The sequence below is a fragment of the Burkholderia sp. E168m15 genome (assembly GCF_016586105.1).
Lineage (GTDB): Bacteria > Pseudomonadota > Gammaproteobacteria > Burkholderiales > Burkholderiaceae > Burkholderia > Burkholderia orbicola.
The window spans coordinates 59241-81400 of sequence record NZ_BCPO01000075.1 but is presented as its reverse complement, the minus strand read 5'-3'; the positions used below and the strand labels follow the sequence as shown (position 1 = coordinate 81400).

Genomic DNA, 22160 nt, shown 5'->3' with positions numbered 1-22160 from the left:
AGCGGCTCGCTGTTGTCGTCACGGGGTGGCCATGCCGCGCCCCCGCCGCGCGCGCAGCTTCGACCAGCATCACCTGCTCAGCCACGTCACTGGAGTCGATCATGCCGTATCAGCACATCAAGGTTCCGGAGGGCGGTGACAAGATCACCGTCAACAAGGACTTCTCGCTCAACGTTTCCGATCAGCCGATCATTCCCTATATCGAAGGCGACGGTACGGGCTTCGATATCACGCCGGTCATGATCAAGGTCGTCGATGCGGCGGTCGCGCATGCGTACAAGGGCAAGCGCAAGATCCACTGGATGGAGATCTTCGCGGGCGAGAAGGCGACCAAGGTGTACGGTCCGGACGTGTGGCTGCCGGACGAAACGCTGCAGGTCCTGAAGGAATACGTGGTGTCGATCAAGGGGCCGCTCACGACCCCGGTCGGCGGCGGCATCCGTTCGCTGAACGTCGCGCTGCGCCAGGAGCTCGATCTGTACGTGTGCCTGCGCCCGGTCCAGTACTTCAAGGGCGTGCCGTCGCCGGTGCGTGAGCCGCAGAAGATCGACATGGTGATCTTCCGCGAGAACTCGGAAGACATCTACGCGGGCATCGAATGGGCCGCGGGCTCCGAGCAGGCGAAGAAGGTGATCAAGTTCCTGCAGGACGAGATGGGCGTGAAGAAAATCCGCTTCCCGGAAACTTCCGGGATCGGCGTCAAGCCCGTGTCGACCGAAGGCACCGAGCGTCTCGTGCGCAAGGCGATCCAGTACGCGATCGACAACGATCGCAAGTCGGTCACGCTGGTGCACAAGGGCAACATCATGAAGTTCACGGAAGGCCTGTTCCGTGACGCCGGCTACGCGCTCGCGCAGAAGGAATTCGGCGGCGAGTTGATCGACGGCGGCCCGTGGATGCGCGTGAAGAACCCGAAGACGGGCAACGAGATCGTGATCAAGGATTCGATCGCCGATGCCTTCCTGCAGCAGATCCTGCTGCGCCCGGCCGAATACGACGTGATCGCGACGCTGAACCTGAACGGCGACTACATCTCCGACGCGCTGGCCGCGCAGGTCGGCGGCATCGGGATCGCGCCTGGCGCGAACCTGTCGGATTCGGTCGCGATGTTCGAGGCGACGCACGGCACGGCGCCGAAGTACGCGGGCAAGGATTACGTGAACCCCGGTTCCGAGATCCTGTCGGCGGAAATGATGCTGCGCCACCTCGGCTGGACGGAAGCAGCCGACACGATCATCGCCGCGATGGAGAAGTCGATTCTGCAGAAGCGCGTCACGTACGACTTCGCGCGCCTGATGGAAGGCGCGACGCAGGTGTCGTGCTCCGGCTTCGGCGAAGTGCTGATCGAGAACATGTAAGACCCCTTCCGGGGTGGGCCGGCACGGTGCCGGCCGCCCCGGCGCTGACTGCCGGCGCCGGAGCGTTTCGTGGATGGCAGGTTTGTTGGCAGGGTGGCCCGGCTTGCGGGCCGCGGCGCCGCGAAGCGGCCCGCATGCCCTGCAAGGTAGACCATGACGGCCCTCGCAACACCACCGCCCGGCTGAGCCGGCGCCCCTTTCGCGATCGACCCGGTCGCTCCCCGCCGGTTACCGCCGGCGCTCCTCAGTCCCTCAATCACGTAGCAATGCTTTGACCACCATGTCCACTTCGCCCAAGATCATCTACACCCTCACCGACGAAGCGCCGGCGCTCGCGACCTACTCGCTGCTGCCGATCGTCAAGGCCTTCACGCGTTCGTCCGGCGTCGCCGTCGAAACGCGCGACATCTCGCTCGCCGGCCGCATCATCGCGGCATTCGCAGACGTCCTGCCGTCGGAGCAGAAGGGTTCCGACGATCTGGCCGAGCTGGGCCAGCTCACGCTGAAGCCGGAAGCGAACATCATCAAGCTGCCGAACATCAGCGCATCGGTGCCGCAGCTGAAGGCCGCGATCGCCGAACTGCAGGCGCAGGGCTACGCGCTGCCGGCCTATCCGGAAGATCCGTCGACGGACGAAGAAAAGGCCGTCAAGGCGCGTTACGACAAGATCAAGGGCAGCGCGGTGAACCCGGTGCTGCGCGAAGGCAACTCCGACCGCCGCGCGCCGCTGTCGGTCAAGAACTACGCACGCAAGCATCCGCACAAGATGGGCGCGTGGAAGGCCACGTCGAAGGCGCACGTCGCGCACATGACCGAAGGTGACTTCTACGGCAGCGAGAAGTCGGCGCTGATCGCCGATGCCGGCAGCGTGAAGATCGAACTCACGACGACCGACGGCGCGAAGAAGGTGCTGAAGGAAAAGACGGCCGTGAAGGCCGGTGAAGTGATCGACGCATCGGTGATGAGCCGCAATGCGCTGCGCAGCTTCATCGAAGCGCAGATCGCCGACGCGAAGGCGCAGGACGTGCTGTTCTCGGTGCACCTGAAGGCGACCATGATGAAGGTCTCGGACCCGATCCTGTTCGGTCACTTCGTGTCGGTGTTCTACCGCGACGCGCTCGCGAAGCACGCGGACGTGCTGGCGAAGGCCGGCTTCAACCCGAACAACGGGATCGGCGACCTGTACGCGCGCCTGAAGGACCTGCCGGCCGACACGCGCGAAGCGATCGAAGCCGACGTCAAGGCCGAGTACGCGGTGCGTCCGCGCCTCGCGATGGTCAACTCGGACAAGGGCATCACGAACCTGCACGTGCCGAGCGACGTGATCGTCGACGCATCGATGCCGGCGATGATCCGCGATTCGGGCGGCATGTGGGGCCCGGACGGTCAGCTGTACGACGCGAAGGCCGTGATTCCGGACCGCTGCTACGCGGGCGTCTACCAGGCCGTGATCGAGGACTGCAAGCAGCACGGCGCGTTCGATCCGGTCACGATGGGCAGCGTGCCGAACGTCGGCCTGATGGCGCAGGCGGCCGAGGAATACGGTTCGCACGACAAGACGTTCCAGATCCCGGCGGACGGCGTCGTGCGCGTCATCGACGAAGCCGGCAACGTGCTGCTCGAGCACGCGGTCGAGTCGGGCGACATCTGGCGCATGTGCCAGACGAAGGACGCACCGGTGCAGGACTGGGTCAAGCTCGCGGTCAACCGTGCCCGCGCGACCGGCGCTCCGGCCGTGTTCTGGCTCGATCCGGCGCGCGCGCACGATGCGCAGATCATCGCGAAGGTCGAACGCTACCTGAAGGATCACGACACGAACGGCCTCGACATCCGGATCATGACGCCGGTCGACGCCACGCGTTTCTCGCTCGAGCGCATCCGCGCGGGCAAGGACACGATTTCGGTCACCGGCAACGTGCTGCGCGACTACCTGACCGACCTGTTCCCGATCATGGAACTCGGCACCAGCGCGAAGATGCTGTCGATCGTGCCGCTGATGGCCGGCGGCGGGATGTTCGAAACGGGTGCGGGCGGTTCCGCGCCGAAGCACGTGCAGCAGTTCGTCGAGGAAGGCTTCCTGCGCTGGGATTCGCTCGGCGAATTCCTCGCGCTGGCCGCGTCGCTCGAACACCTCGGCAACGCTTATCAAAACCCGAAGGCGCTCGTGCTCGCGAAGACGCTCGACCAGGCGACCGGCAAGTTCCTGGACGAGAACAAGTCGCCGGCGCGCAAGGTGGGTGGTCTCGACAACCGCGGCAGCCACTTCTACCTGTGCCTGTACTGGGCGCAGGCGCTGGCCGAGCAGACCGAGGACGCCGCGCTGAAGGCGCAGTTCGAAGGCGTGGCGAAGACGCTGTCCGACAACGAAGCGCGCATCCTGGAAGAACTGGCGGCCGCGCAAGGCAAGCCGCAGGCGATCGGCGGCTACTACCGTCCGAACGTCGAGCTGACGAGCCAGGCCATGCGCCCGAGCGCGACGCTGAACGGCATCGTCGACGCGCTCGCCTGACGCCGGCCGCGCCAGCGCGCGAGCCCGTGCATGTGCCGGCGCGGCGGGTTGAACCGTTCGCCGCCCGGCACACAAGAAAAACGCCCCGGTCGCCCGGGGCGTTTGTCGTTGCAGGCTTGCCATTCAGACGTGAACGATTTCCCATTCGGCGATTTCGTCCGGCACTTCGAGCGTGGCCGTGTCCAGTTCGGACGGTTGCGCGCAGTCGCCGCGGGAGATGCGGTCGGCCGCGACTTCCGGGCACGAGAACGCGCCGAGCGAGGCGTTGCCGAACGTCGCTTCCCAGCCGCCGTTTGCCGGCAGGATGTAGAACGACCCGAGCGCTGAACCAAAGCGAAATCCCTTCATTTCCGTTCTCCCTTTCTGATCACGAGCGATTCTGTTGTGCCGCCTGCCGGCTCGGCCGGCTGTGGCCCGACTGGCTGCTTGCGCCGGGTTCCGTGTCGAACGTCGTGGCGAAGCGTCAGTGCATGGAACAAAGTCTACGTCCGCGCCCCGCTCGGATGGTGCAGGTAGAACGTCTTCTCGAAACAAAAATTCTTTTTTAAAAACAATAATTTATTTGCGTCGTTTTGTATTGCGGAAAGTTTTTCGGCATCGCGAAACGGCGAATTTGTGCCGTGCACCACGAATTTTTATAACGCAGTGACTTGTTCCGCATCGTGAAAAATTGGCGGGTTTGCGGACCATCGGGGCCGCGAGCGCGTATGCCAGGGCGGGGCGGAAGGTGGAAATCTCGTTTGCTGGCCGGCGCAAAGGGCCGGCAGGTGAGTAACGATGGTTGCCGAGACGCCGCCCGGCGACGCTTGCCGCGGCGTATCGCCGCCCGCGGGGGCGGCGGCGTTTTTCGATCCGGCCCTGCGGTTATGATGACGCGACCGTCGCGGCTGTCGCGCGGCGCTGCATGAACAACGAGGATCGATTGATGAGACGGAGAACCTTCCTGTCGCGCGCCATCGGCGTCGCGGCCGCGTCGCTGTTCGCGCGCACCGCGTCGGCGCAGCATGCCGGTCACGCGGGCATGGCCGGCATGGATTCGATGGACGACATGCCGGGCATGTCGGGTATGTCAGGGATGTCGGCGCACGCGCAGCACGGCCAGCCCGCGCCGGCCGCGCTCGCGGCCGCCGACGCGCTGCCGGCCGGCGCGCCGCTCGCGACGTTGCGCACGCTCGCCAACGAAAGCCGTGAGCCCGGCACGTTCCGGGCCACGCTGGTCGCTCAACCGGTGGCGCGACCGCTGCTGCGCGGCGCGCGGCCGACGACGTTCTGGCAGTTCGGTACCGGTACGCAAGGCCCCGTGGTCGGCCCACTGATCGACGTGCGCGAGGGCGATACGGTCGAGATCCGGTTCGTGAACAAGCTGCCGCAGCCGTCGACGATCCACTGGCACGGCCTGCCCGTGCCGCCGGACCAGGACGGCAATCCGTCCGATCCCGTCGCGCCCGGCGCGTCGCGCGTGTATCGCTTCACGCTGCCGAAGGGCAGCGCCGGGACTTACTGGTACCACCCGCATCCGCACATGATGACCGCCGAGCAGGTGTTCCGCGGGCTGGCCGGCCCGTTCGTCGTGCGCGCCGCGGACGATCCGCTAGCCGGCTGGCCCGAGCGTCACCTGTTCGTGTCGGACCTGAAGCTTGCACGCGACGGCACGATTGCGCCGAACGACATGATGGACTGGATGAACGGCCGGGAAGGTCAATTCGTCCTGGTCAACGGCGCGCGCCGGCCGCGCATCGACGTCGCGAGCGACGAGCGCTGGCGTGTCTGGAATGCATGCAGCGCGCGCTACCTGCGCATCGCGTTCGACGACGGCCGCGTGTTCGAGCACGCAGGCACCGACGGCGGATTGTTCGGCACGGCGCGGCGCGTGACGTCGCTGCTGATCGCGCCGGGCGAGCGCGCGGAGTTGCTGGTGCGCGCCGGCGACCGCGCGTCGCGCGCGGTGCTGCAGGCGGCCGAGTACGACCGCCGCAAGATGGCGATGTCGCACGACGACGGCCACGGCAGCCTGCCGCCCGATCCGGCGCTGGCGCTGGCCGATGTCGCGTTTGCGCCCGCCGAGGCCCGTGTGCTGCCTGCCACGCTGCGCGCGGTGCCGCCGCTCGGCGAACCGGTCGCGCACAAGACGGTCGCGTTCGGCGAGGAAATGGACATGGACGCGATGATGAAGGGCGCGGCGCACGGCCGCCCGGCAGGCATGCGCTTCACGATCAACGGCGACACCTACGCGCCGCACCGCGCGACGCTGACGAGCCGCCGCGGCGACGTCGAGCGCTGGGAGATCCGCAATACGACGGACATGGACCACCCATTCCACCTGCACGGCACGCAGTTCCAGGTGATCGAGCGGGCATCGGCCGGTTCGCGCACGAGCGAGCCGTTCCGCGCGTGGCGCGATACCGTGAACGTGCGCAGCGGTGAAACCGTGTCGCTGCTCGTCACGCAAGACATGCCCGGCGAGCGCATGTTTCATTGCCACATTCTCGAACACGAGGATCTCGGCATGATGGGTACGCTGAAGGTCGTGTAACGAAGCCGCGGATATGTTTCACATGCGGATTCGATATCCGATCTGCATGCGTGACAAGACAATGTGTGTTCAATTATCGGGATTGAACGAAAAGGCCGGCCAATCGATTATCGATTGGCCGGCCACAAAAAAAAGAAACCCGGCGCTGTGCGCCGGGTTTCTTCGTCCGATATCCGATGCCTTATGCGGCTTGGATGTTCGACGCTTGCTTGCCCTTCGGTCCTTGAACGACGTCAAAGCTCACCTTCTGGCCTTCCTTCAGCGTTTTGAAGCCATTCATGGTGATAGCCGAGAAGTGCGCAAACAGATCCTCACCGCCCTCGTCGGGAGTGATGAAACCGAAGCCCTTCGCGTCGTTGAACCACTTAACGATACCAGTTGCCATTTTCCTACTTCCCCTGTCACACAGTCGCTGCTACTTACCACGAGCACGCTCGAAAAGCTAAACGACCAAAATACGGCCGTTCCCCCCTCACAAGCTCACCTCGGCCTCTTTCGTTTCGCCAATCGGCGAATTGAAAAAAGTGCCAGCTTGATTGTTGGCGCTCTTTATTGGAGTGTCAAGTGGAATTTTTAGACGTTTAGAGGGTCGTTGTAAAGAACCCATTTTCAGGGTTTTTCCGGCTTTGCTTTGCAGCATGTGGCCAAGCGCGGGGGCTTGAAAAGCCGCATAATCGGCTCATATACCAGGCTCGAGTGACACGCGTTCGAGTCGTCCCGGCTTGTGGGATACTGGATGCGGACACGACGTTCCGGTGAGCTTCCCCCTGACGGTTCGTGTTCCGCGCCATGCGTGAAAGCCGGCACCGCAGCCGGCTTTCGTATGGCGCGAAGACGATCGCGTGTTCCGGGACACCGGGGAGGGCGCCGGCCGGTCGGTCGGGTAATGGCAGGATTGCGGGCCTGTCCGAGTTGTTTAGAATGGGTGTATGGCGATTATCCCGGACAAGCAGGACAGTACCGTCCTGGAACGCAAGCAGCAGAAGCTCAAGCCGCCTTCGATGTACAAGGTGGTGCTGCTCAACGACGACTTCACGCCGATGGAGTTCGTCGTGATGGTGGTCCAGGAGTATTTCAAGAAGGATCGCGAGACGGCCACGCAGATCATGCTGAAGGTCCATCGCGAAGGGCGAGGGGTTTGTGGGGTCTATACGCGGGACATCGCGTCGACCAAGGTTGAGCAAGTCGTTACCCATGCGCGGCAGGCAGGGCATCCGCTGCAGTGCGTGATGGAGGAAGCATGATTGCCCAGGAATTGGAAGTCAGCCTGCACATGGCGTTCATGGAAGCACGCCAGGCGCGCCATGAGTTCATTACGGTCGAGCACCTGCTGCTGGCCCTGCTGGATAATCCGACGGCAGCCGAGGTGTTGCGCGCGTGTGCGGCCAACATTGAGGACTTGCGTCAGAACCTGCGCAATTTCATCCACGACAACACACCTACCGTCCCGGGTACCGACGACGTCGATACCCAGCCGACGCTCGGTTTCCAGCGTGTGATCCAGCGCGCGATCATGCACGTCCAGTCGACGTCGAACGGCAAGAAGGAAGTCACCGGCGCGAACGTGCTGGTCGCGATCTTCGGCGAGAAGGATTCGCATGCCGTGTACTACCTGCAGCAGCAGGGCGTCACGCGTCTCGACGTGGTGAACTTCATTTCGCACGGCATCGCGAAGACGAACAACGGCGAAGCCGCGAAGTCGACCGATGCGAACGCGGAAAGCGAAGACGCGAACGCGCAGAAGGAAACCCCGCTCGCGCAGTTCACGCAGAACCTCAACCAGATGGCGAAGGACGGCCGCATCGATCCGCTGATCGGTCGCGAGCCCGAGGTCGAGCGCGTCGTGCAGGTGCTGTGCCGTCGCCGCAAGAACAACCCGCTGCTCGTCGGCGAAGCCGGCGTCGGCAAGACCGCGATCGCGGAAGGGCTCGCGTATCGCATCACGCGCGGCGAAGTGCCGGACATCCTCGCGAACGCGCAGGTGTACTCGCTCGACATGGGCGCGCTGCTCGCGGGCACCAAGTATCGCGGCGATTTCGAGCAGCGGCTGAAGACGGTGCTGAAGGAGCTCAAGGAGCGCCCGCACGCGATCCTGTTCATCGACGAAATCCATACGCTGATCGGCGCGGGCGCCGCGTCGGGCGGCACGCTCGATGCGTCGAACCTGCTGAAGCCGGCGTTGTCGTCGGGCACGCTCAAGTGCATCGGCGCGACCACGTTCACCGAGTATCGCGGCATCTTCGAGAAGGATGCGGCGCTGTCGCGGCGCTTCCAGAAGGTGGACGTGACGGAGCCGAGCGTCGAGCAGACGGTCGCGATCCTGCGCGGGCTGAAATCGCGCTTCGAGGAGCATCACGGCGTCAAGTATTCGTCGGGCGCCCTGTCGGCCGCGGCCGAGCTGTCGGCGCGCTTCATCACCGACCGTCACCTGCCGGACAAGGCGATCGACGTGATCGACGAGGCGGGCGCCGCGCAGCGCATCCTGCCGAAGTCGAAGCAGAAGAAGACGATCGGCAAGAGCGAGATCGAGGAAATCATCTCGAAGATCGCGCGCGTGCCGGCGCAAAGCGTGTCGCAGGACGATCGCAGCAAGCTGCAGACGCTCGACCGCGACCTGAAGAGCGTCGTGTTCGGCCAGGACCCGGCGATCGATGCGCTCGCGGCGTCGATCAAGATGGCGCGCGCGGGCCTCGGCAAGATGGACAAGCCGATCGGCGCGTTCCTGTTCTCCGGCCCGACGGGTGTCGGCAAGACCGAAGTGGCGCGCCAGCTCGCGTTCACGCTCGGCATCGAGCTGATCCGCTTCGACATGTCTGAATACATGGAGCGTCACGCGGTGAGCCGGCTGATCGGCGCGCCGCCGGGCTACGTCGGGTTCGACCAGGGCGGCCTCCTGACCGAAGCCGTCACGAAGAAGCCGCATTGCGTGCTGCTGCTCGACGAAATCGAGAAGGCGCATCCGGACATCTTCAACGTGCTGCTGCAGGTGATGGACCACGGCACGCTGACGGACAACAACGGCCGCAAGGCGGATTTCCGCAACGTCATCATCATCATGACGACGAACGCGGGCGCCGAGTCGATGCAGAAGGCGACGATCGGCTTCACGACGCGCCGCGAAACCGGCGACGAGATGACCGACATCAAGCGCCTGTTCACGCCGGAGTTCCGCAACCGTCTGGATTCGATCATCAGCTTCCGCTCGCTCGATGAGGAAATCATCATGCGCGTGGTCGACAAGTTCCTGATCCAGCTCGAGGAACAGCTGCACGAGAAGAAGGTCGACGCGCTCTTCACCGACGCGTTGCGCAAGCATCTCGCGAAGCATGGCTTCGACCCGCTGATGGGCGCGCGGCCGATGCAGCGGCTGATCCAGGACACGATCCGGCGCGCGCTGGCCGACGAACTGCTGTTCGGCAAGCTGCTCAACGGCGGCCACGTGACGGTCGACGTCGACGAAAGCGACAAGGTGCAGTTGTCGTTCGACAAGCTGGCGAATCCGCCGCACAAGCCGAACGAAGAGACGGTCGAAGTCGAGTAAGCGATAATTCGTTGTTCATGCGAACGGCGCGGGAAGTTCTCCGCGCCGTTTCGTTTTATCCGGCGCCGGCGGCGCGATGGTGGTGCAGGGGAGTGGTAACGCAGTGACACAACAACAACGGTCGTTCGACGCTATCGTCGCGCGAGAACAAGGGTTGCGCCACGCGCTGACGTCGGGGCAGATGGCGATGATCGCGATCGGCGGCGCGATCGGCACGGGGCTGTTCCTCGGCAGCGGGTTCGCGATCGGGCTCGCCGGCCCGAGCGTGCTGGTGTCCTATGCGATCGGCGCGCTGATCGCGCTGCTGCTGATGGGCGCGCTCGCGGAAATGACCGTCGCGCATCCGACGGCCGGCTCGTTCGGCGCCTATGCCGAGCATTACGTCGGCCCGCTCGCGGGCTTCCTGGTGCGCTACGCGTACTGGTTCGCGGTCGTGTTCGCGATCGGCACCGAGATCAGCGCGATCGCGGTGTTCATGAAGTACTGGTTCCCGGCCGTGCCCGGCTGGTACTGGGTGATCGGCTTCTCGGCGCTGCTGATCGCGGTGAACCTCGCGAGCGTCACGCTGTACGGGACGGTCGAATACGCGTTCTCACTGCTGAAGATCGCGGCGATCGTCGTGTTCATCGTGCTCGGTGCGTATCTCGTGTGGGCGGCGCCGGTCGCGTCAGGCATCGGTTTCGCGAACTACACCGCGCACGGCGGCTTCATGCCGAAGGGGCCGTGGGGTACGTGGGTCGCGGTGATCGTCGCGATCTTCAGCTACATGAGCATCGAAGCGGTCGCGATCGCGGCCGGCGAGGCGCGCGATCCGCAGCACGCGGTCACGCGCGCATTCCGCTCGACCGTGTTCCGGCTCGTGCTGTTCTACCTGCTGACGCTCGCGCTGATGCTCGCGATCGTGCCATGGACGCAGGCCGGCACCGACGAAAGCCCGTTCGTGAAGGTGATGGCCGCGACGCACGTGCCGTATGCGGCCGGCGTGATCAACTTCGTGCTGTTGATCGCGGCGCTGTCGGCGATGAACAGCCAGCTCTACGTGACGACACGCATGATGTTCAGCCTGTCGCGCGCGCGCCTCGCGCCCGCGGTGTTCGGCCGGCTCGGTGCGAACGGCGTGCCGCGGGCGGCGCTGTGGATCTCGACGAGCGGCGTCGCGGTGGCGGCCGTGCTGGTCGCGCTCGCGCCCGACACCGCGTTCACGGTGATGATGGCGATCGCCATGTTCGGCGCGCTGTTCACGTGGCTGATGATCTTCGTCACGCACCTGCGGTTCCGTGCGCGGTATCGCGGCCCCGCGCTCGCGTTCCGGATGTGGGGGCACCCGTTCGGCAGCCTGCTCGGCGCGGGGCTCGTCGCCGCGATCCTGCTGACGACCGCTTTCACGCGCGAATTCCGGATGACGATGGTGGTCGGCGTCGTATTCGTCGTGCTGCTGACGCTCGCCTACGCGCTGCATTACCGGCACCAGCACGCGCGCTGACCGCGCCGGCGCGAGCACTCGCGCCGTTCGTCACACTCGCTAAGGTTCCGTTAAGCGAGCGGCGCCTACATTCGATCCTGTCTGCATGGCGTGCCGATCCGCACCGGCGCGCCGCTTCCTGCAAAAAGGGGTTCGAATGAACACACTGCCCGAAATCACGCTCGCGTTCTGGATCATGAAGATCTGCGCGACGACGCTCGGCGAAACCGGCGGCGATCTGCTGTCGATGACGCTGAACGTCGGCTACGCGGTGAGCTCGATCCTGCTGTTCGGTTTCTTTCTCGTGACGCTGGGCGCACAGCTCAGGACGACGCGCTATCGCCCGGCGATCTACTGGGCCGTGATCGTCGCGACGAGCACGGCCGGCACGACGATGTCCGACTTCATGGATCGCACGCTCGGCCTCGGCTATGCGGCCGGCGCGTCGATCCTCGTCGCGATCCTGCTGGCGATCTTCGCGGTCTGGCGCTTCAGCGGCGAATCGCTGTCGGTCGACCTGATCCGTACGCGCAAGGTCGAACTGCTGTACTGGATCGCGATCCTGTTCTCGAACACGCTCGGCACCGCGCTCGGCGACTTCCTCGCGGACAGCTCGGGGCTCGGCTTCGGCGGCGGCGCACTGCTGATCGGCGGCCTGCTGGCGGCGATCGTGCTCGCGCACTACTTCACGCGAATCTCCGGCGTGCTGCTGTTCTGGGCCGCGTTCGTGCTCACGCGTCCGTTCGGCGCGACGGTCGGCGACCTGCTGACGAAGCCGGTCGCGAAGGGCGGTCTCGCGCTCGGCACGGTCGGCTCGTCGGCCGTACTGCTCGGCGTGCTGGTCGCGATGGTCGTCTATGCAAGCATCGCGCAGGCGCGGCGCCGCGAACCGGCGCCCGCGCGGATCGCGCAACCGGCCGGCAAGTGACGGTGCGTGAAAAGGAAAGGGGCCACTCAGCGTGGCCCCTTTTTTTATGCCGCGTGGCTCAGTGGCGCCCGGTGCTGCCGAAGCCGCCTTCGCCGCGATCGCTCTCGGTGAATTCGTCGACGATGTTGAACTGTGCCTGCACGACCGGCACGATCACGAGCTGCGCGAGGCGCTCGAACGGGTTCAGCACGAACGCGGTCTGGCCGCGATTCCACGTCGAGACCATCAACTGGCCCTGGTAGTCGGAATCGATCAGGCCGACGAGGTTGCCGAGCACGATCCCGTGCTTGTGGCCGAGGCCCGAGCGCGGCAGGATCAGCGCCGCATAGCCGGGGTCCGCAAGGTGGATCGCGAGGCCCGTCGGCACGAGCGTGGTTTCGCCCGGCTGCAGCGTGACCGGTGCGTCGAGGCACGCGCGCAGATCGAGGCCGGCGCTGCCGGTGGTCGCGTAGGCGGGCAGGTAGTCGCGCATGCGCGCGTCGAGAATCTTCAGGTCGAGTTTCATGCGGTCGTCGAATCGGTCGGGAAGGGCGCGGCGGCTATGGCCGCCGCGCGGGATCAGATCAGGCGGTTGTCGGGCAGGCGCTTCGCGATTTCCGCGACGAGCACGTGCGCGAGTTCGTCCTTCGGGGCGCGCGGCAGGCGCGTGAGGCCGGCGGCCTCGAACAGCACGACTTCGTTGTCGTCGCGGCCGAACGTCAGCGGGCCGAGGTTACCGACGAGCAACGGCACGTTCTTGCGCTTGCGCTTCTCGTCGCCATGCACGTCGAGGTCGCCGCTTTCGGCCGCGAAGCCGACGCAGAATGGCGCATCGGGCAGCGCCGCGACCGACGCGAGGATGTCGGGATTCTCGACGAACGCGAGCGCCGGCATCTTGCGGTCGGCCGTCTTCTTCATCTTGTGCTCGGCCGGCTGGTCGACGCGCCAGTCGGCGACCGCGGCCACTGCGATGAAGATGTCGGCTTCGGCCACTGCATGCATCACCGCGTCGTACATCTGCTGCGCGGTCTGCACGTCCTGGCGGTACACGCCCCACGGCGTGTCGAGCGCGACCGGCCCGGCGACGAGATGCACGTCGGCGCCGGCCTGTTGCGCGGCGCGCGCGAGCGCGAAACCCATCTTGCCGCTGGAGCGGTTCGTCAGGCCGCGTACCGGGTCGAGCGGTTCGAAGGTCGGCCCGGCCGTGATCAGCACGCGGCGGTGCGCGAGCACCTTCGGCGCGAAGTGCGCGACGATCGCTTCATAGATCGCCTCGGGCTCGAGCATGCGGCCGTCGCCGACCTCGCCGCACGCCTGCGCGCCCGAATCCGGGCCGAGCACCGATACGCCGTCCGCGCGCAGTTGCGCGGCGTTGCGTTGCGTGGCCGGGTTCTGCCACATCTGGCGGTTCATCGCGGGCACGACGAGCAGCGGACAGTCGCGTGCGACGCACAGCGTCGACAGCAGGTCGTCGGCGAACCCGTGCGCGAGCTTCGCGAGGAAATCCGTCGACGCGGGCGCGATCACGATCGCGTCGGCTTCGCGCGACAGGTCGATGTGCGCCATGTTGTTGTCGATACGCGCGTCCCACTGGCTCGTATAGACGGGCCGGCCCGACAGCGCCTGCATCGTGACGGGCGTGATGAACTGGGTGGCGGCGTCGGTCATCGCGACCTGCACGGTCGCGCCGGCCTTCACGAGCAGCCGCGTGAGTTCGGCGATCTTGTAGCAGGCGATGCCGCCCGTCAGGCCGAGAACGAGGTGTTTTCCTGCAAGTTCTGCGTGTGCCAACTCAGGCCTCCTGGGGGTCAAACGGAACGGCCGGCGCGAAGCCGGCCGTCGACACGGAGTATGCGCGCTCAGCGCGCGCCGCGCACGCGACGCAGCTCGTCGTAGATCAGCAGCACCGCGCCGACCGTGATCGCGGAATCGGCGAGGTTGAATGCCGGGAAGTGCCACGCGCCGAGGTGGAAATCGAGGAAGTCGATCACGTGACCGTAGACGAGCCGGTCGATCACGTTGCCGAGCGCGCCGCCGAGGATCAGCGCGAGCGACACGCTGAACAGCCGCTGGTGGCCGTGGCGCTTCAGCAGGAAGCAGATCACGAGCGTCGCGCCGACGCCGAGCGCGGTGAACGCCCAGCGCTGCCAGCCGCTCGCGGTCGACAGGAAGCCGAATGCGGCGCCGCGGTTGTACACCAGCACGAGGTTGAAGAACGACGTCAGCGCATGCTGCGCGCCGTACGCGAACGTTTTCAGGATCGCGATCTTCGACAGCTGGTCGAACAGGATCACGATCAGCGAAATACCGAGCCAGGGCGCGAGCGCGCCGCTGGCCGGTTTCGACAGGGTCTTCGCCATATTTAAGCAGCGCTCCGGATTTCGCCGTTTTCAAACAGGTTCGAGAAGCAGCGGCCGCACAGCGTCGGGTGCTCGGCGTGCGCGCCGACATCTTCGCGGTAGTGCCAGCAGCGCTCGCACTTCTGGTACTTCGACGCGGCCACGTCGACGCTTTCCTGCGCTTCGTCGTCGACCTTGACGACCGTCGCGGCCGACGTGATCAGCACGAACTTCAGGTCGTCGCCGAGGCTCGTCAGCGCGTCGTAGCGTGCGCCGCTCGCATGCACGGCCACTTCGGCCTGCAGCGACGAACCGATGCGGTTCGCGGTGCGCGCTTCCTCGAGCGCCTTCGTCACGCTGCCGCGCACGTCGCGCAGCAGCGCCCATTTCTCGATCAGCGCGGCCGAGCCGGCGACTTCCGGATACGCATAGTAGGTTTCCGTGAAGATCGTGTCGCTCGCCGGCTGGAACACCTTCCACGCTTCTTCCGCCGTGAACGACAGGAACGGCGCGAGCACGCGCAGCAGCCCGTGCGTCAGGTGATACAGCGCGGTCTGCGCGGAGCGGCGCGCGCGCGAATCGGCGGCGCTCGTGTACAGGCGATCCTTCAGCACGTCGAGGTAGAAGCCGCCGAGGTCTTCCGAGCAGTACGTCTGCAGCTTCGCGACGACCGGGTGGAATTCGTACTTCTCGTAGTGGCCGAGCAGCTCCGTCTGCAGTTGCTGCGAGAACGCGACCGCATAGCGGTCGATCTCGAGCCACTCGTCGACCGGCACCGCGTGCTGCGCGAAGTCGAAATCCGACAGGTTCGCGAGCAGGAAGCGCAGCGTGTTGCGGATGCGGCGATAGCCTTCCGTCACGCGCTTCAGGATTTCCTCGGAAATCGCGAGCTCGCCCGAGTAGTCGGTCGACGCGATCCACAGGCGGATGATCTCCGCGCCGAGGCGGTTCGCGACTTCATGCGGGTCGATGCCGTTGCCGAGCGACTTGCTCATCTTGCGGCCTTCGCCGTCGACCGTGAAGCCGTGCGTGAGCAGGCCCTTGTACGGCGCGCGGCCGTCGATCATCGATGCGGTGAGCAGCGACGAATGGAACCAGCCGCGATGCTGGTCCGAGCCTTCGAGGTACAGGTCGGCCGGGAACTGCAGCTGATCCTTGTGCGAGCCGCGCAGCACGTGCCAGTGCGTCGTGCCCGAGTCGAACCACACGTCGAGCGTGTCGCGGTTCTTTTCGTACAGGTTCGCGTCGTCGCCGATCAGCTCGCGCGGGTCGAGCGATTGCCATGCCTCGATGCCCGACTGTTCGACGCGCTTCGCGACTTCCTCGAGCAGCTCGAGCGTGCGCGGGTGCAGCTCGCCGGTTTCCTTGTGCACGAAGAACGCCATCGGCACGCCCCACTGGCGCTGGCGCGACAGCGTCCAGTCCGGACGGTTCGCGATCATGCTGAACAGGCGCTGCTTGCCCCACGACGGATAGAACGCGGTCGCGTCGACGCCTTCGAGCGCCGTTTCGCGCAGCGTCTTGCCGCCGTCTTGCGGCGTCACGTCCATGCCGGCGAACCACTGCGACGTCGCGCGGTAGATGATCGGCGTCTTGTGGCGCCAGCAGTGCATGTAGCTGTGCGTGTACTTCTCGCTGCGCAGCAGCGAGCCGGCCGCGTTCAGCGCGTCGACGATCTTCGGGTTCGCATCCCAGATCGACAGTCCGCCGAACAGCGGCAGCGATTCGATATAGCGGCCGTCGCCCATCACCGGGTTGATGAAGTCGGAATCGGTCATCCCGTGCGCCTTGCACGACATGAAGTCTTCAATACCGTACGCGGGCGACGAGTGCACGACGCCGGTACCGGTGTCTGTCGTCACGTAGTCGCCGAGGTAGACGGGCGCGGTGCGCTTGTAGCCGGGGTGGGCCGATGCGAGCGGGTGGTGGAAGCGCAGGTTCGCGAGCTTCACGCCGGGCGCGGTCGCGACGACGCGGCCCGTGAGCTTGAAGTCGGTCATGCAGGCTTCGACGCGTTCTTCCGCGATGATCAGCAGCCCGCGCTCGGTGTCGACCAGCGCGTAGATGATTTCCGGATGGAGGTTCAGCGCCTGGTTGGCGGGGATCGTCCACGGCGTGGTGGTCCAGATCACGATGCCGCCCTCGGCGCGCGGCAGTGCCGGCAGGCCGAACGCGTGCGCGGTCTTTTCCGGCTCCGCGAACGCGAACATCACGTCGATCGTCGGGTCGGTGCGGTCCTTGTACTCGACTTCCGCTTCCGCGAGCGCCGAGCCGCAGTCGAAGCACCAGTTCACCGGCTTCAGCCCGCGGTACACGTAGCCCTTCTCGATGATCTTGCCGAGCGCGCGGATTTCTTCCGCCTCGTTCACGAAGTTCATCGTCTTGTACGGGTTGGCCCAGTCGCCGAGCACGCCGAGGCGCTTGAAGCCGACCTTCTGCTTCTCGATCTGCTCGGTCGCGTACGCGCGCGCCTTGCTCATCACTTCGGCCGCCGGCAGCGACTTGCCGAACTGCTTCTCGATCTGGATCTCGATCGGCATCCCGTGGCAATCCCAGCCCGGCACGTACGGCGCGTCGAAGCCGGCCATGTTGCGCGACTTGACGACGATGTCCTTCAGGATCTTGTTCACCGCGTGGCCGAGGTGGATGTCGCCGTTCGCATACGGCGGGCCGTCGTGCAGGATGAACTTCGGCCGGCCCTGGCTGGCCGCGCGGATCTTCTCGTAGATGCCGCGCGCTTCCCACTCCTTGACCCACTGCGGCTCGCGCTTGGGCAGGTCGCCGCGCATCGGGAACGGCGTGTCGAGCAGGTTGACCGGATACTTGGCCTGCGGTTTCGAATCGGCTTTCTTGTTGCTCATGATGGGATCGCTATCTAAATCGGGGGGACGCTCGGGCGTCGTGAATCGGGTAGGCGCGCGCGAGGGCGGCGCGAGGGTGCGGCGCGAGGCGCCGCCGTCCGGATCAGCTAATTCGGTCGGTGGCCGACGTCGCGAAGCCCGTCGCGCGGCTGCCCGGCGCACGGTCGCGTTCGGTGAAGTAGGCGCGTGCATTCGCGACGTCCAGCGCGATCGCGCGCGACAGCGCCTCGAGATCGTCGAATTTCGCCTCGTCGCGCAGCTTCTTCAGGAATTCGACACGGATCAGCTTGCCGTACGCGTCGCCGTGCCAGTCGAGCAGATGAACTTCGAGCAGCACGCGGCCCGAATCGTCGACGGTCGGGCGCAGCCCGAGGCTCGCGACGCCCGGCAGCGGCTCGGGGCCGAGGCCGTGCACCTGCACGACGAAGATGCCCGCGAGCGCCGGCCGCTTGTGCTGGATCGGCAGGTTCAGCGTCGGGAAGCCGAGATCGCGGCCGAGCTTCAGCCCGTGCGCGACGTGGCCGCTGATCGCGTAGCCGTGCCCGAGCGCCTGCGCGGCCGCGTCGAGATCGCCCGCGGCGAGCGCCGCGCGCACGCCGGAGCTGGAAATGCGCGTGCCGTCGCTGCCGGCCACCGTGCCCATCTGCTCGACCTCGAAGCCGTGCAGCTCGCCGGCCGCCTTCAGCGTGTCGAAGGTGCCCGCGCGCTTCGCGCCGTAGCAGAAATCGTCACCGACCATCATCCAGCGCGTGTGCAGCCCGTTCACCAGCGTGCGTTCGACGAACGCCTGCGGCGACTGGCTCGCGAAGGTGTGGTTGAAGTGCTCGACGACGACGCGGTCGACCCCGTGGTCGCGCAGCGCTTCCAGTTTGTCGCGCAGCATCGCGATGCGCGGCGGTGCGCCGGCCGGATTGAAGAATTCGCGCGGGTGCGGCTCGAACGTCATCACGCACACGGGCAGGCCGCGCGCGTCCGCTGCCGCGCGCACGCGCGCGAGCAGGGCCTGGTGGCCGCGATGGACACCGTCGAAGTTGCCGATCGTCAGCGCGCACGGGGCGCGGCTCTCGGCGTTGGGCAGGCCGCGGAAGACTTTCACGATAGCGGATGCAGCGTCGGGGAATGGGCGGTGGGATGCCGCAAAGCAGAAGATTATAAACGTTCGAGCGGGCCGACGGCCGAGAAGGCGGGAAACGCGAGGGCGAATGGTAAAATTCGCGGATGAAAAAACTCGTGATCCTGATTTCCGGTCGCGGCAGCAACATGGAGGCCATCGTCCGCGCGTGCGCGCAGGAACGCTGGCCGGCCGAGATTGCCGCCGTGATCGCCAACCGGCCCGATGCGGCCGGACTGGCTTTTGCCGCGTCGCACGGGGTGGCGACGGCGGTGGTCGACCACCGGTCGTTCGACGGCCGCGACAGCTTCGACGCGGCGCTCGCCGCCGAAATCGACCGTTTTTCGCCCGATCTCGTCGTTCTCGCCGGCTTCATGCGCATCCTGACGCCTGCATTCGTCAGACGATACGAGGGCCGGCTGCTCAACATCCATCCGTCGCTGCTGCCGAGCTTCAAGGGCATCCACACGCACCAGCAGGCGCTGGATGCGGGCGTCGCGCTGCATGGCGCGAGCGTGCATTTCGTCATTCCCGAGCTCGACAGCGGCGCGATCGTCGCGCAGGGCGCGGTGCCGGTGCATGCCGGCGACGACGCGGCCGCGCTCGCGCAGCGCGTGCTGACGGTCGAGCACGTGCTGTATCCGCGTGCGGTGCGCTGGTTCGTCGAAGGGCGTCTGCGCCTCGAGGACGGTCGTGCAGTGGTCGCGCCCGAAGAGGCGCGCTGGATTTTCGCGGATCAACCGCAAACCGAAACGAGTGAGGGCGTATGAAGCTGCACGGATTCCTGATTGGCCAGACCGAAACCCTGCTCGCCGAGGTGCTGAAGTTCGCCGGCCCCGCCGACGCGACGACGAGCCGGTTCTTCCGCGCGCACCCGAAGCTCGGGCATGCCGAGCGCGGCGTGATCGCCGAGGCCGTGTTCGCGGTGCTGCGCCGGAAGATGGAGTTCTCGCATCTCGCCGAGAGCGGCACCGGCACGCCCGCGCGGCGTCTCACGCTGCTCGGCCTGATGCAGACGATGGGGCGCAATGCGCTGAAGCCGTTCCTGTCCGACACCGAGTCCGCGTGGCTCGAGCACGTGTCGAAGATCGATCCGGCGAGCCTGCCCGTGCGCATTCGCACGAACCTGCCCGACTGGATTCACCAGGCGCTGTCGGAGCGTTTCGACGCCGAGGAACTCGCGCAGCTCGCCGCTGCGCTGAACTACCCGGCGCCGCTCGACCTGCGTGCCAACGCGCAGAAGGCGACCCGCGACCAGGTGATCGAAGCGCTGCGCGTGAGCGGCATCGAAGCGGGCGCGACGCCGTTCGCGCCGTTCGGCGTGCGCGTGGTCGGCAAGCCGGCGCTGACGCGCCTGAAGCTGTTCGAGGAAGGCGCGATCGAGGTGCAGGACGAAGGCAGCCAGCTGCTGTGCTCGCTGGTCGCGCCGCGCCGCGGTGAAATGGTCGTCGATTTCTGCGCGGGCGCGGGCGGCAAGACGCTCGCACTCGGCGCGATGATGCGCTCGACCGGGCGCCTCTATGCGTTCGACATCTCGGAGAAGCGTCTCGCGAAGCTGAAGCCGCGCCTCGCGCGCAGCGGGCTGTCGAACGTGAACCCGGTGCTGATCGACAGCGAGCACGACGCGAAGATCAAACGGCTCGCCGGCAAGATCGACCGCGTGCTGGTCGATGCGCCGTGCAGCGGCCTCGGCACGCTGCGCCGCAATCCGGACCTGAAGTGGCGCCAGACGCGCACGGCGATCGACGAGCTGACGCCGAAGCAGGCGTCGATCCTCGCGAGCGCCGCGCGGCTCGTGAAGAAGGGCGGCCGGCTCGTCTACGCGACCTGCAGCGTGCTCGACGCCGAGAACGAGCGCATCGTCGAACAGTTCCTGGCCGATCATCCGGAGTTCACGCTGGTGCCGGCGCAGCAGGTGCTGGCCGACCAGCGCATCGAGCTCGAGACGGGCGACTACCTGTCGCTGTGGCCGCACCGTCACGCGACCGACGGCTTCTTCGCCGCGGTGCTCGAGCGCCGCGCCGCGCAGTAACGACTGCCCGGACGGACGATGGAGAATTTGCAGAGCCGCCTGCTGTCGCACCGGCTGGAATCGGTGATTCGCGATTTCCACCAGCCGGTGATGATCTGGCAGGCGGCGATCCTCATCGGTGCGCTGTGTTTCGCGTGGGTGGCCGCGCGCTTCGTGCACGGCCGGATCGATGCGCGGCGCCGGGCGGCCGGGCGTGCGCCCGGCGCGGGCGCGCAAAGCCTGAAACGTGCGTTGTTTCCGCTGTTCGGCAGCGTGTTCGTCGGCGGCGCGCAACTCGCGTTCGACCCGTTCATGTCGACGTCGCTGTTGTCGCTCGCGCTCGTGCCGCTGTTCGGCATCGGGCTGATCTACGTGCTGTTCTTCTTCGCGCGGCGCGTGTTCGCGCGCGACGGCCACACGCACGCGTGGCTGTCGATCGTCGAGAAGATCGTGTCGACCGTCGTGTGGGCCGCGATGGTGATGACCGTGCTCGGCATCCAGCGCGACGTGCTCGGCTGGCTCGACAGCGTGCAGTTCCGGGTCGCGACCGCGCACCTCACGCTGCTGTCGGTGATCTCCGGCGCGCTGTGGGTGTGCGTGACGCTGATGGTCGCGATGTGGCTCGGCTCGGTGCTCGAGGATCGCCTGTCGCGCGCGAGCACGCTCGACGCGAACCTGAAGGTCGTACTGTCGCGGATCGGCCGCGCGCTGCTCGTGTTCGCGGCGATCCTGATCGGGCTGTCGCTGGTCGGCATCGACGTGACGGTGCTCGGCGTGTTCGGCGGCGCGGTGGGCGTCGGCCTCGGGTTCGGGCTGCAGAAGATCGCCAGCAACTACGTGTCGGGCTTCATCATCCTGCTCGACCGCTCGCTGCGGCTCGGCGATGCGATCAGCGTCGGCGGGCTGCAGGGCGTCGTCACGCAGATCCGCACGCGCTACACGGTCGTGCGCGGCCTTGACGGCAACGAGACGCTGATCCCGAACGAGAAGCTGATCACCGACGTCGTGCAGAACCAGTCGTCCTACCTGACGCGCGGCTACGCGAAAGTCGCGGTGCAGGTCGCGTACACGAGCGACGTCGAGCAGGCACTCGCGTTGCTCGCCGACGCCGCGAAGGACGTGCCGCGCGTGCTGGCCGAGCCGGTGCCGACGCCGTACCTCGTGGGGTTCGGCGCGGACGGCATCGATCTGGAGCTCGGCTTCTGGATCGAGGATTCGGCGAAAGGCACGTCGGGCGTGCGCTCGAGCGTGAACCGCAACATCTGGCGGCTGTTCAGCGAGCACGGGATCTCGATTCCGTTTCCGCAGCGCGAAGTGCGCGTGGTCGGGCTGCCGGACGGCTTTCCCGCGGCGGCGGGCGTGGCGGCCGGGCTCGATCCGGCGCTTGCCGATGGTGCGCAGGACAGGCGCGCGCCGGCGGCGTAGCGGCCACGGGCGGTCAATCGTACCGATTTCGCGGTCGAAACCGGATCACGGGCCTTTCCCAGTCCGGACATGGACCGCGCGGATTGCGTCAGGGCAAGAAAAT

Annotated in this window: 17 protein-coding genes; 10 read left to right on the top strand and 7 right to left on the bottom strand. The window is 66.4% G+C overall.

Annotation, left to right across the window (positions count from 1 at the left end; translation table 11 throughout):
• Window positions 1-101: 101 nt before the first annotated feature.
• Window positions 102-1358, top strand: coding sequence for an NADP-dependent isocitrate dehydrogenase (icd, locus tag JMF86_RS12550; RefSeq protein ID WP_006478026.1), 1257 nt, complete (start codon window positions 102-104; stop codon window positions 1356-1358).
• 280 nt (window positions 1359-1638) lie between these two features.
• On the top strand, window positions 1639-3867 hold the full coding sequence (locus JMF86_RS12545) for an NADP-dependent isocitrate dehydrogenase (RefSeq protein ID WP_011546022.1): 2229 nt from the start codon (window positions 1639-1641) through the stop codon (window positions 3865-3867).
• A gap of 123 nt (window positions 3868-3990) precedes the next feature.
• Here JMF86_RS12545 and JMF86_RS12540 read toward each other — a convergent pair whose 3' ends face one another.
• On the bottom strand, window positions 3991-4215 hold the full coding sequence (locus tag JMF86_RS12540) for a hypothetical protein (protein ID WP_006478028.1): 225 nt from the start codon (window positions 4213-4215) through the stop codon (window positions 3991-3993).
• Window positions 4216-4792: 577 nt separating this feature from the next.
• On the opposite strand from JMF86_RS12540, the gene JMF86_RS12535 reads away from it, so the two are divergent.
• Window positions 4793-6400, top strand: coding sequence for a multicopper oxidase family protein (locus JMF86_RS12535; protein WP_011546020.1), 1608 nt, complete (start codon window positions 4793-4795; stop codon window positions 6398-6400).
• Window positions 6401-6581: 181 nt separating this feature from the next.
• Here the strand turns inward: JMF86_RS12535 and JMF86_RS12530 are convergent, their stop codons facing one another.
• The gene (locus JMF86_RS12530; RefSeq protein WP_006478030.1) at window positions 6582-6785 is read right to left on the bottom strand and encodes a cold-shock protein; all 204 of its coding nucleotides are present in this window, start codon (window positions 6783-6785) and stop codon (window positions 6582-6584) included.
• A 544-nt stretch (window positions 6786-7329) separates the two neighbouring features.
• On the opposite strand from JMF86_RS12530, the gene clpS reads away from it, so the two are divergent.
• From clpS to JMF86_RS12505, 4 genes are all read left to right on the top strand, one after another.
• Complete coding sequence (gene clpS, locus JMF86_RS12520) at window positions 7330-7644, top strand: ATP-dependent Clp protease adapter ClpS (protein ID WP_006398529.1); 315 nt, start codon at window positions 7330-7332, stop codon at window positions 7642-7644.
• A complete protein-coding gene (gene clpA, locus JMF86_RS12515) occupies window positions 7641-9941 on the top strand; it encodes an ATP-dependent Clp protease ATP-binding subunit ClpA (protein ID WP_011694369.1) in 2301 nt (766 codons plus the stop codon). Before clpS ends, clpA begins: the two co-directional genes overlap by 4 nt.
• A 103-nt stretch (window positions 9942-10044) precedes the next feature.
• Window positions 10045-11424 (top strand): amino acid permease, encoded by a 1380-nt coding sequence (locus JMF86_RS12510; RefSeq protein ID WP_041489239.1) that lies wholly within the window; start codon window positions 10045-10047, stop codon window positions 11422-11424.
• Between the two features lie 136 nt (window positions 11425-11560).
• Window positions 11561-12331: a membrane protein gene (locus JMF86_RS12505; RefSeq protein ID WP_011546017.1), complete on the top strand. Its 771-nt coding sequence runs from the start codon at window positions 11561-11563 to the stop codon at window positions 12329-12331.
• A gap of 58 nt (window positions 12332-12389) precedes the next feature.
• Here JMF86_RS12505 and dut read toward each other — a convergent pair whose 3' ends face one another.
• The 5 genes from dut to JMF86_RS12480 form a co-directional block, all read right to left on the bottom strand.
• Window positions 12390-12836, bottom strand: coding sequence for a dUTP diphosphatase (gene dut, locus JMF86_RS12500; RefSeq protein WP_011546016.1), 447 nt, complete (start codon window positions 12834-12836; stop codon window positions 12390-12392).
• Between the two features lie 53 nt (window positions 12837-12889).
• Window positions 12890-14101: a bifunctional phosphopantothenoylcysteine decarboxylase/phosphopantothenate--cysteine ligase CoaBC gene (coaBC, locus tag JMF86_RS12495; protein WP_011694367.1), complete on the bottom strand. Its 1212-nt coding sequence runs from the start codon at window positions 14099-14101 to the stop codon at window positions 12890-12892.
• 68 nt (window positions 14102-14169) lie between these two features.
• A complete protein-coding gene (gene lspA, locus JMF86_RS12490; protein WP_006478035.1) occupies window positions 14170-14670 on the bottom strand; it encodes a signal peptidase II in 501 nt (166 codons plus the stop codon).
• A gap of 2 nt (window positions 14671-14672) precedes the next feature.
• Window positions 14673-17510 (bottom strand): isoleucine--tRNA ligase, encoded by a 2838-nt coding sequence (gene ileS, locus JMF86_RS12485; RefSeq protein ID WP_011546014.1) that lies wholly within the window; start codon window positions 17508-17510, stop codon window positions 14673-14675.
• 103 nt (window positions 17511-17613) lie between these two features.
• The gene (locus tag JMF86_RS12480; RefSeq protein WP_011546013.1) at window positions 17614-18606 is read right to left on the bottom strand and encodes a bifunctional riboflavin kinase/FAD synthetase; all 993 of its coding nucleotides are present in this window, start codon (window positions 18604-18606) and stop codon (window positions 17614-17616) included.
• A 122-nt stretch (window positions 18607-18728) separates the two neighbouring features.
• On the opposite strand from JMF86_RS12480, the gene purN reads away from it, so the two are divergent.
• The 3 genes from purN to JMF86_RS12465 are packed head-to-tail and all read left to right on the top strand — an operon-like array spanning window position 18729 to window position 22057.
• On the top strand, window positions 18729-19391 hold the full coding sequence (purN, locus tag JMF86_RS12475; protein WP_011546012.1) for a phosphoribosylglycinamide formyltransferase: 663 nt from the start codon (window positions 18729-18731) through the stop codon (window positions 19389-19391).
• Window positions 19388-20653 carry an RsmB/NOP family class I SAM-dependent RNA methyltransferase gene (locus JMF86_RS12470; protein WP_011546011.1) on the top strand — a complete coding sequence of 422 codons (1266 nt, stop codon included), beginning with the start codon at window positions 19388-19390 and terminating at the stop codon, window positions 20651-20653. The genes purN and JMF86_RS12470 overlap by 4 nt, the downstream gene beginning before the upstream one ends.
• A gap of 18 nt (window positions 20654-20671) precedes the next feature.
• Window positions 20672-22057, top strand: coding sequence for a mechanosensitive ion channel family protein (locus tag JMF86_RS12465; RefSeq protein WP_011694366.1), 1386 nt, complete (start codon window positions 20672-20674; stop codon window positions 22055-22057).
• Window positions 22058-22160: the final 103 nt, after the last annotated feature.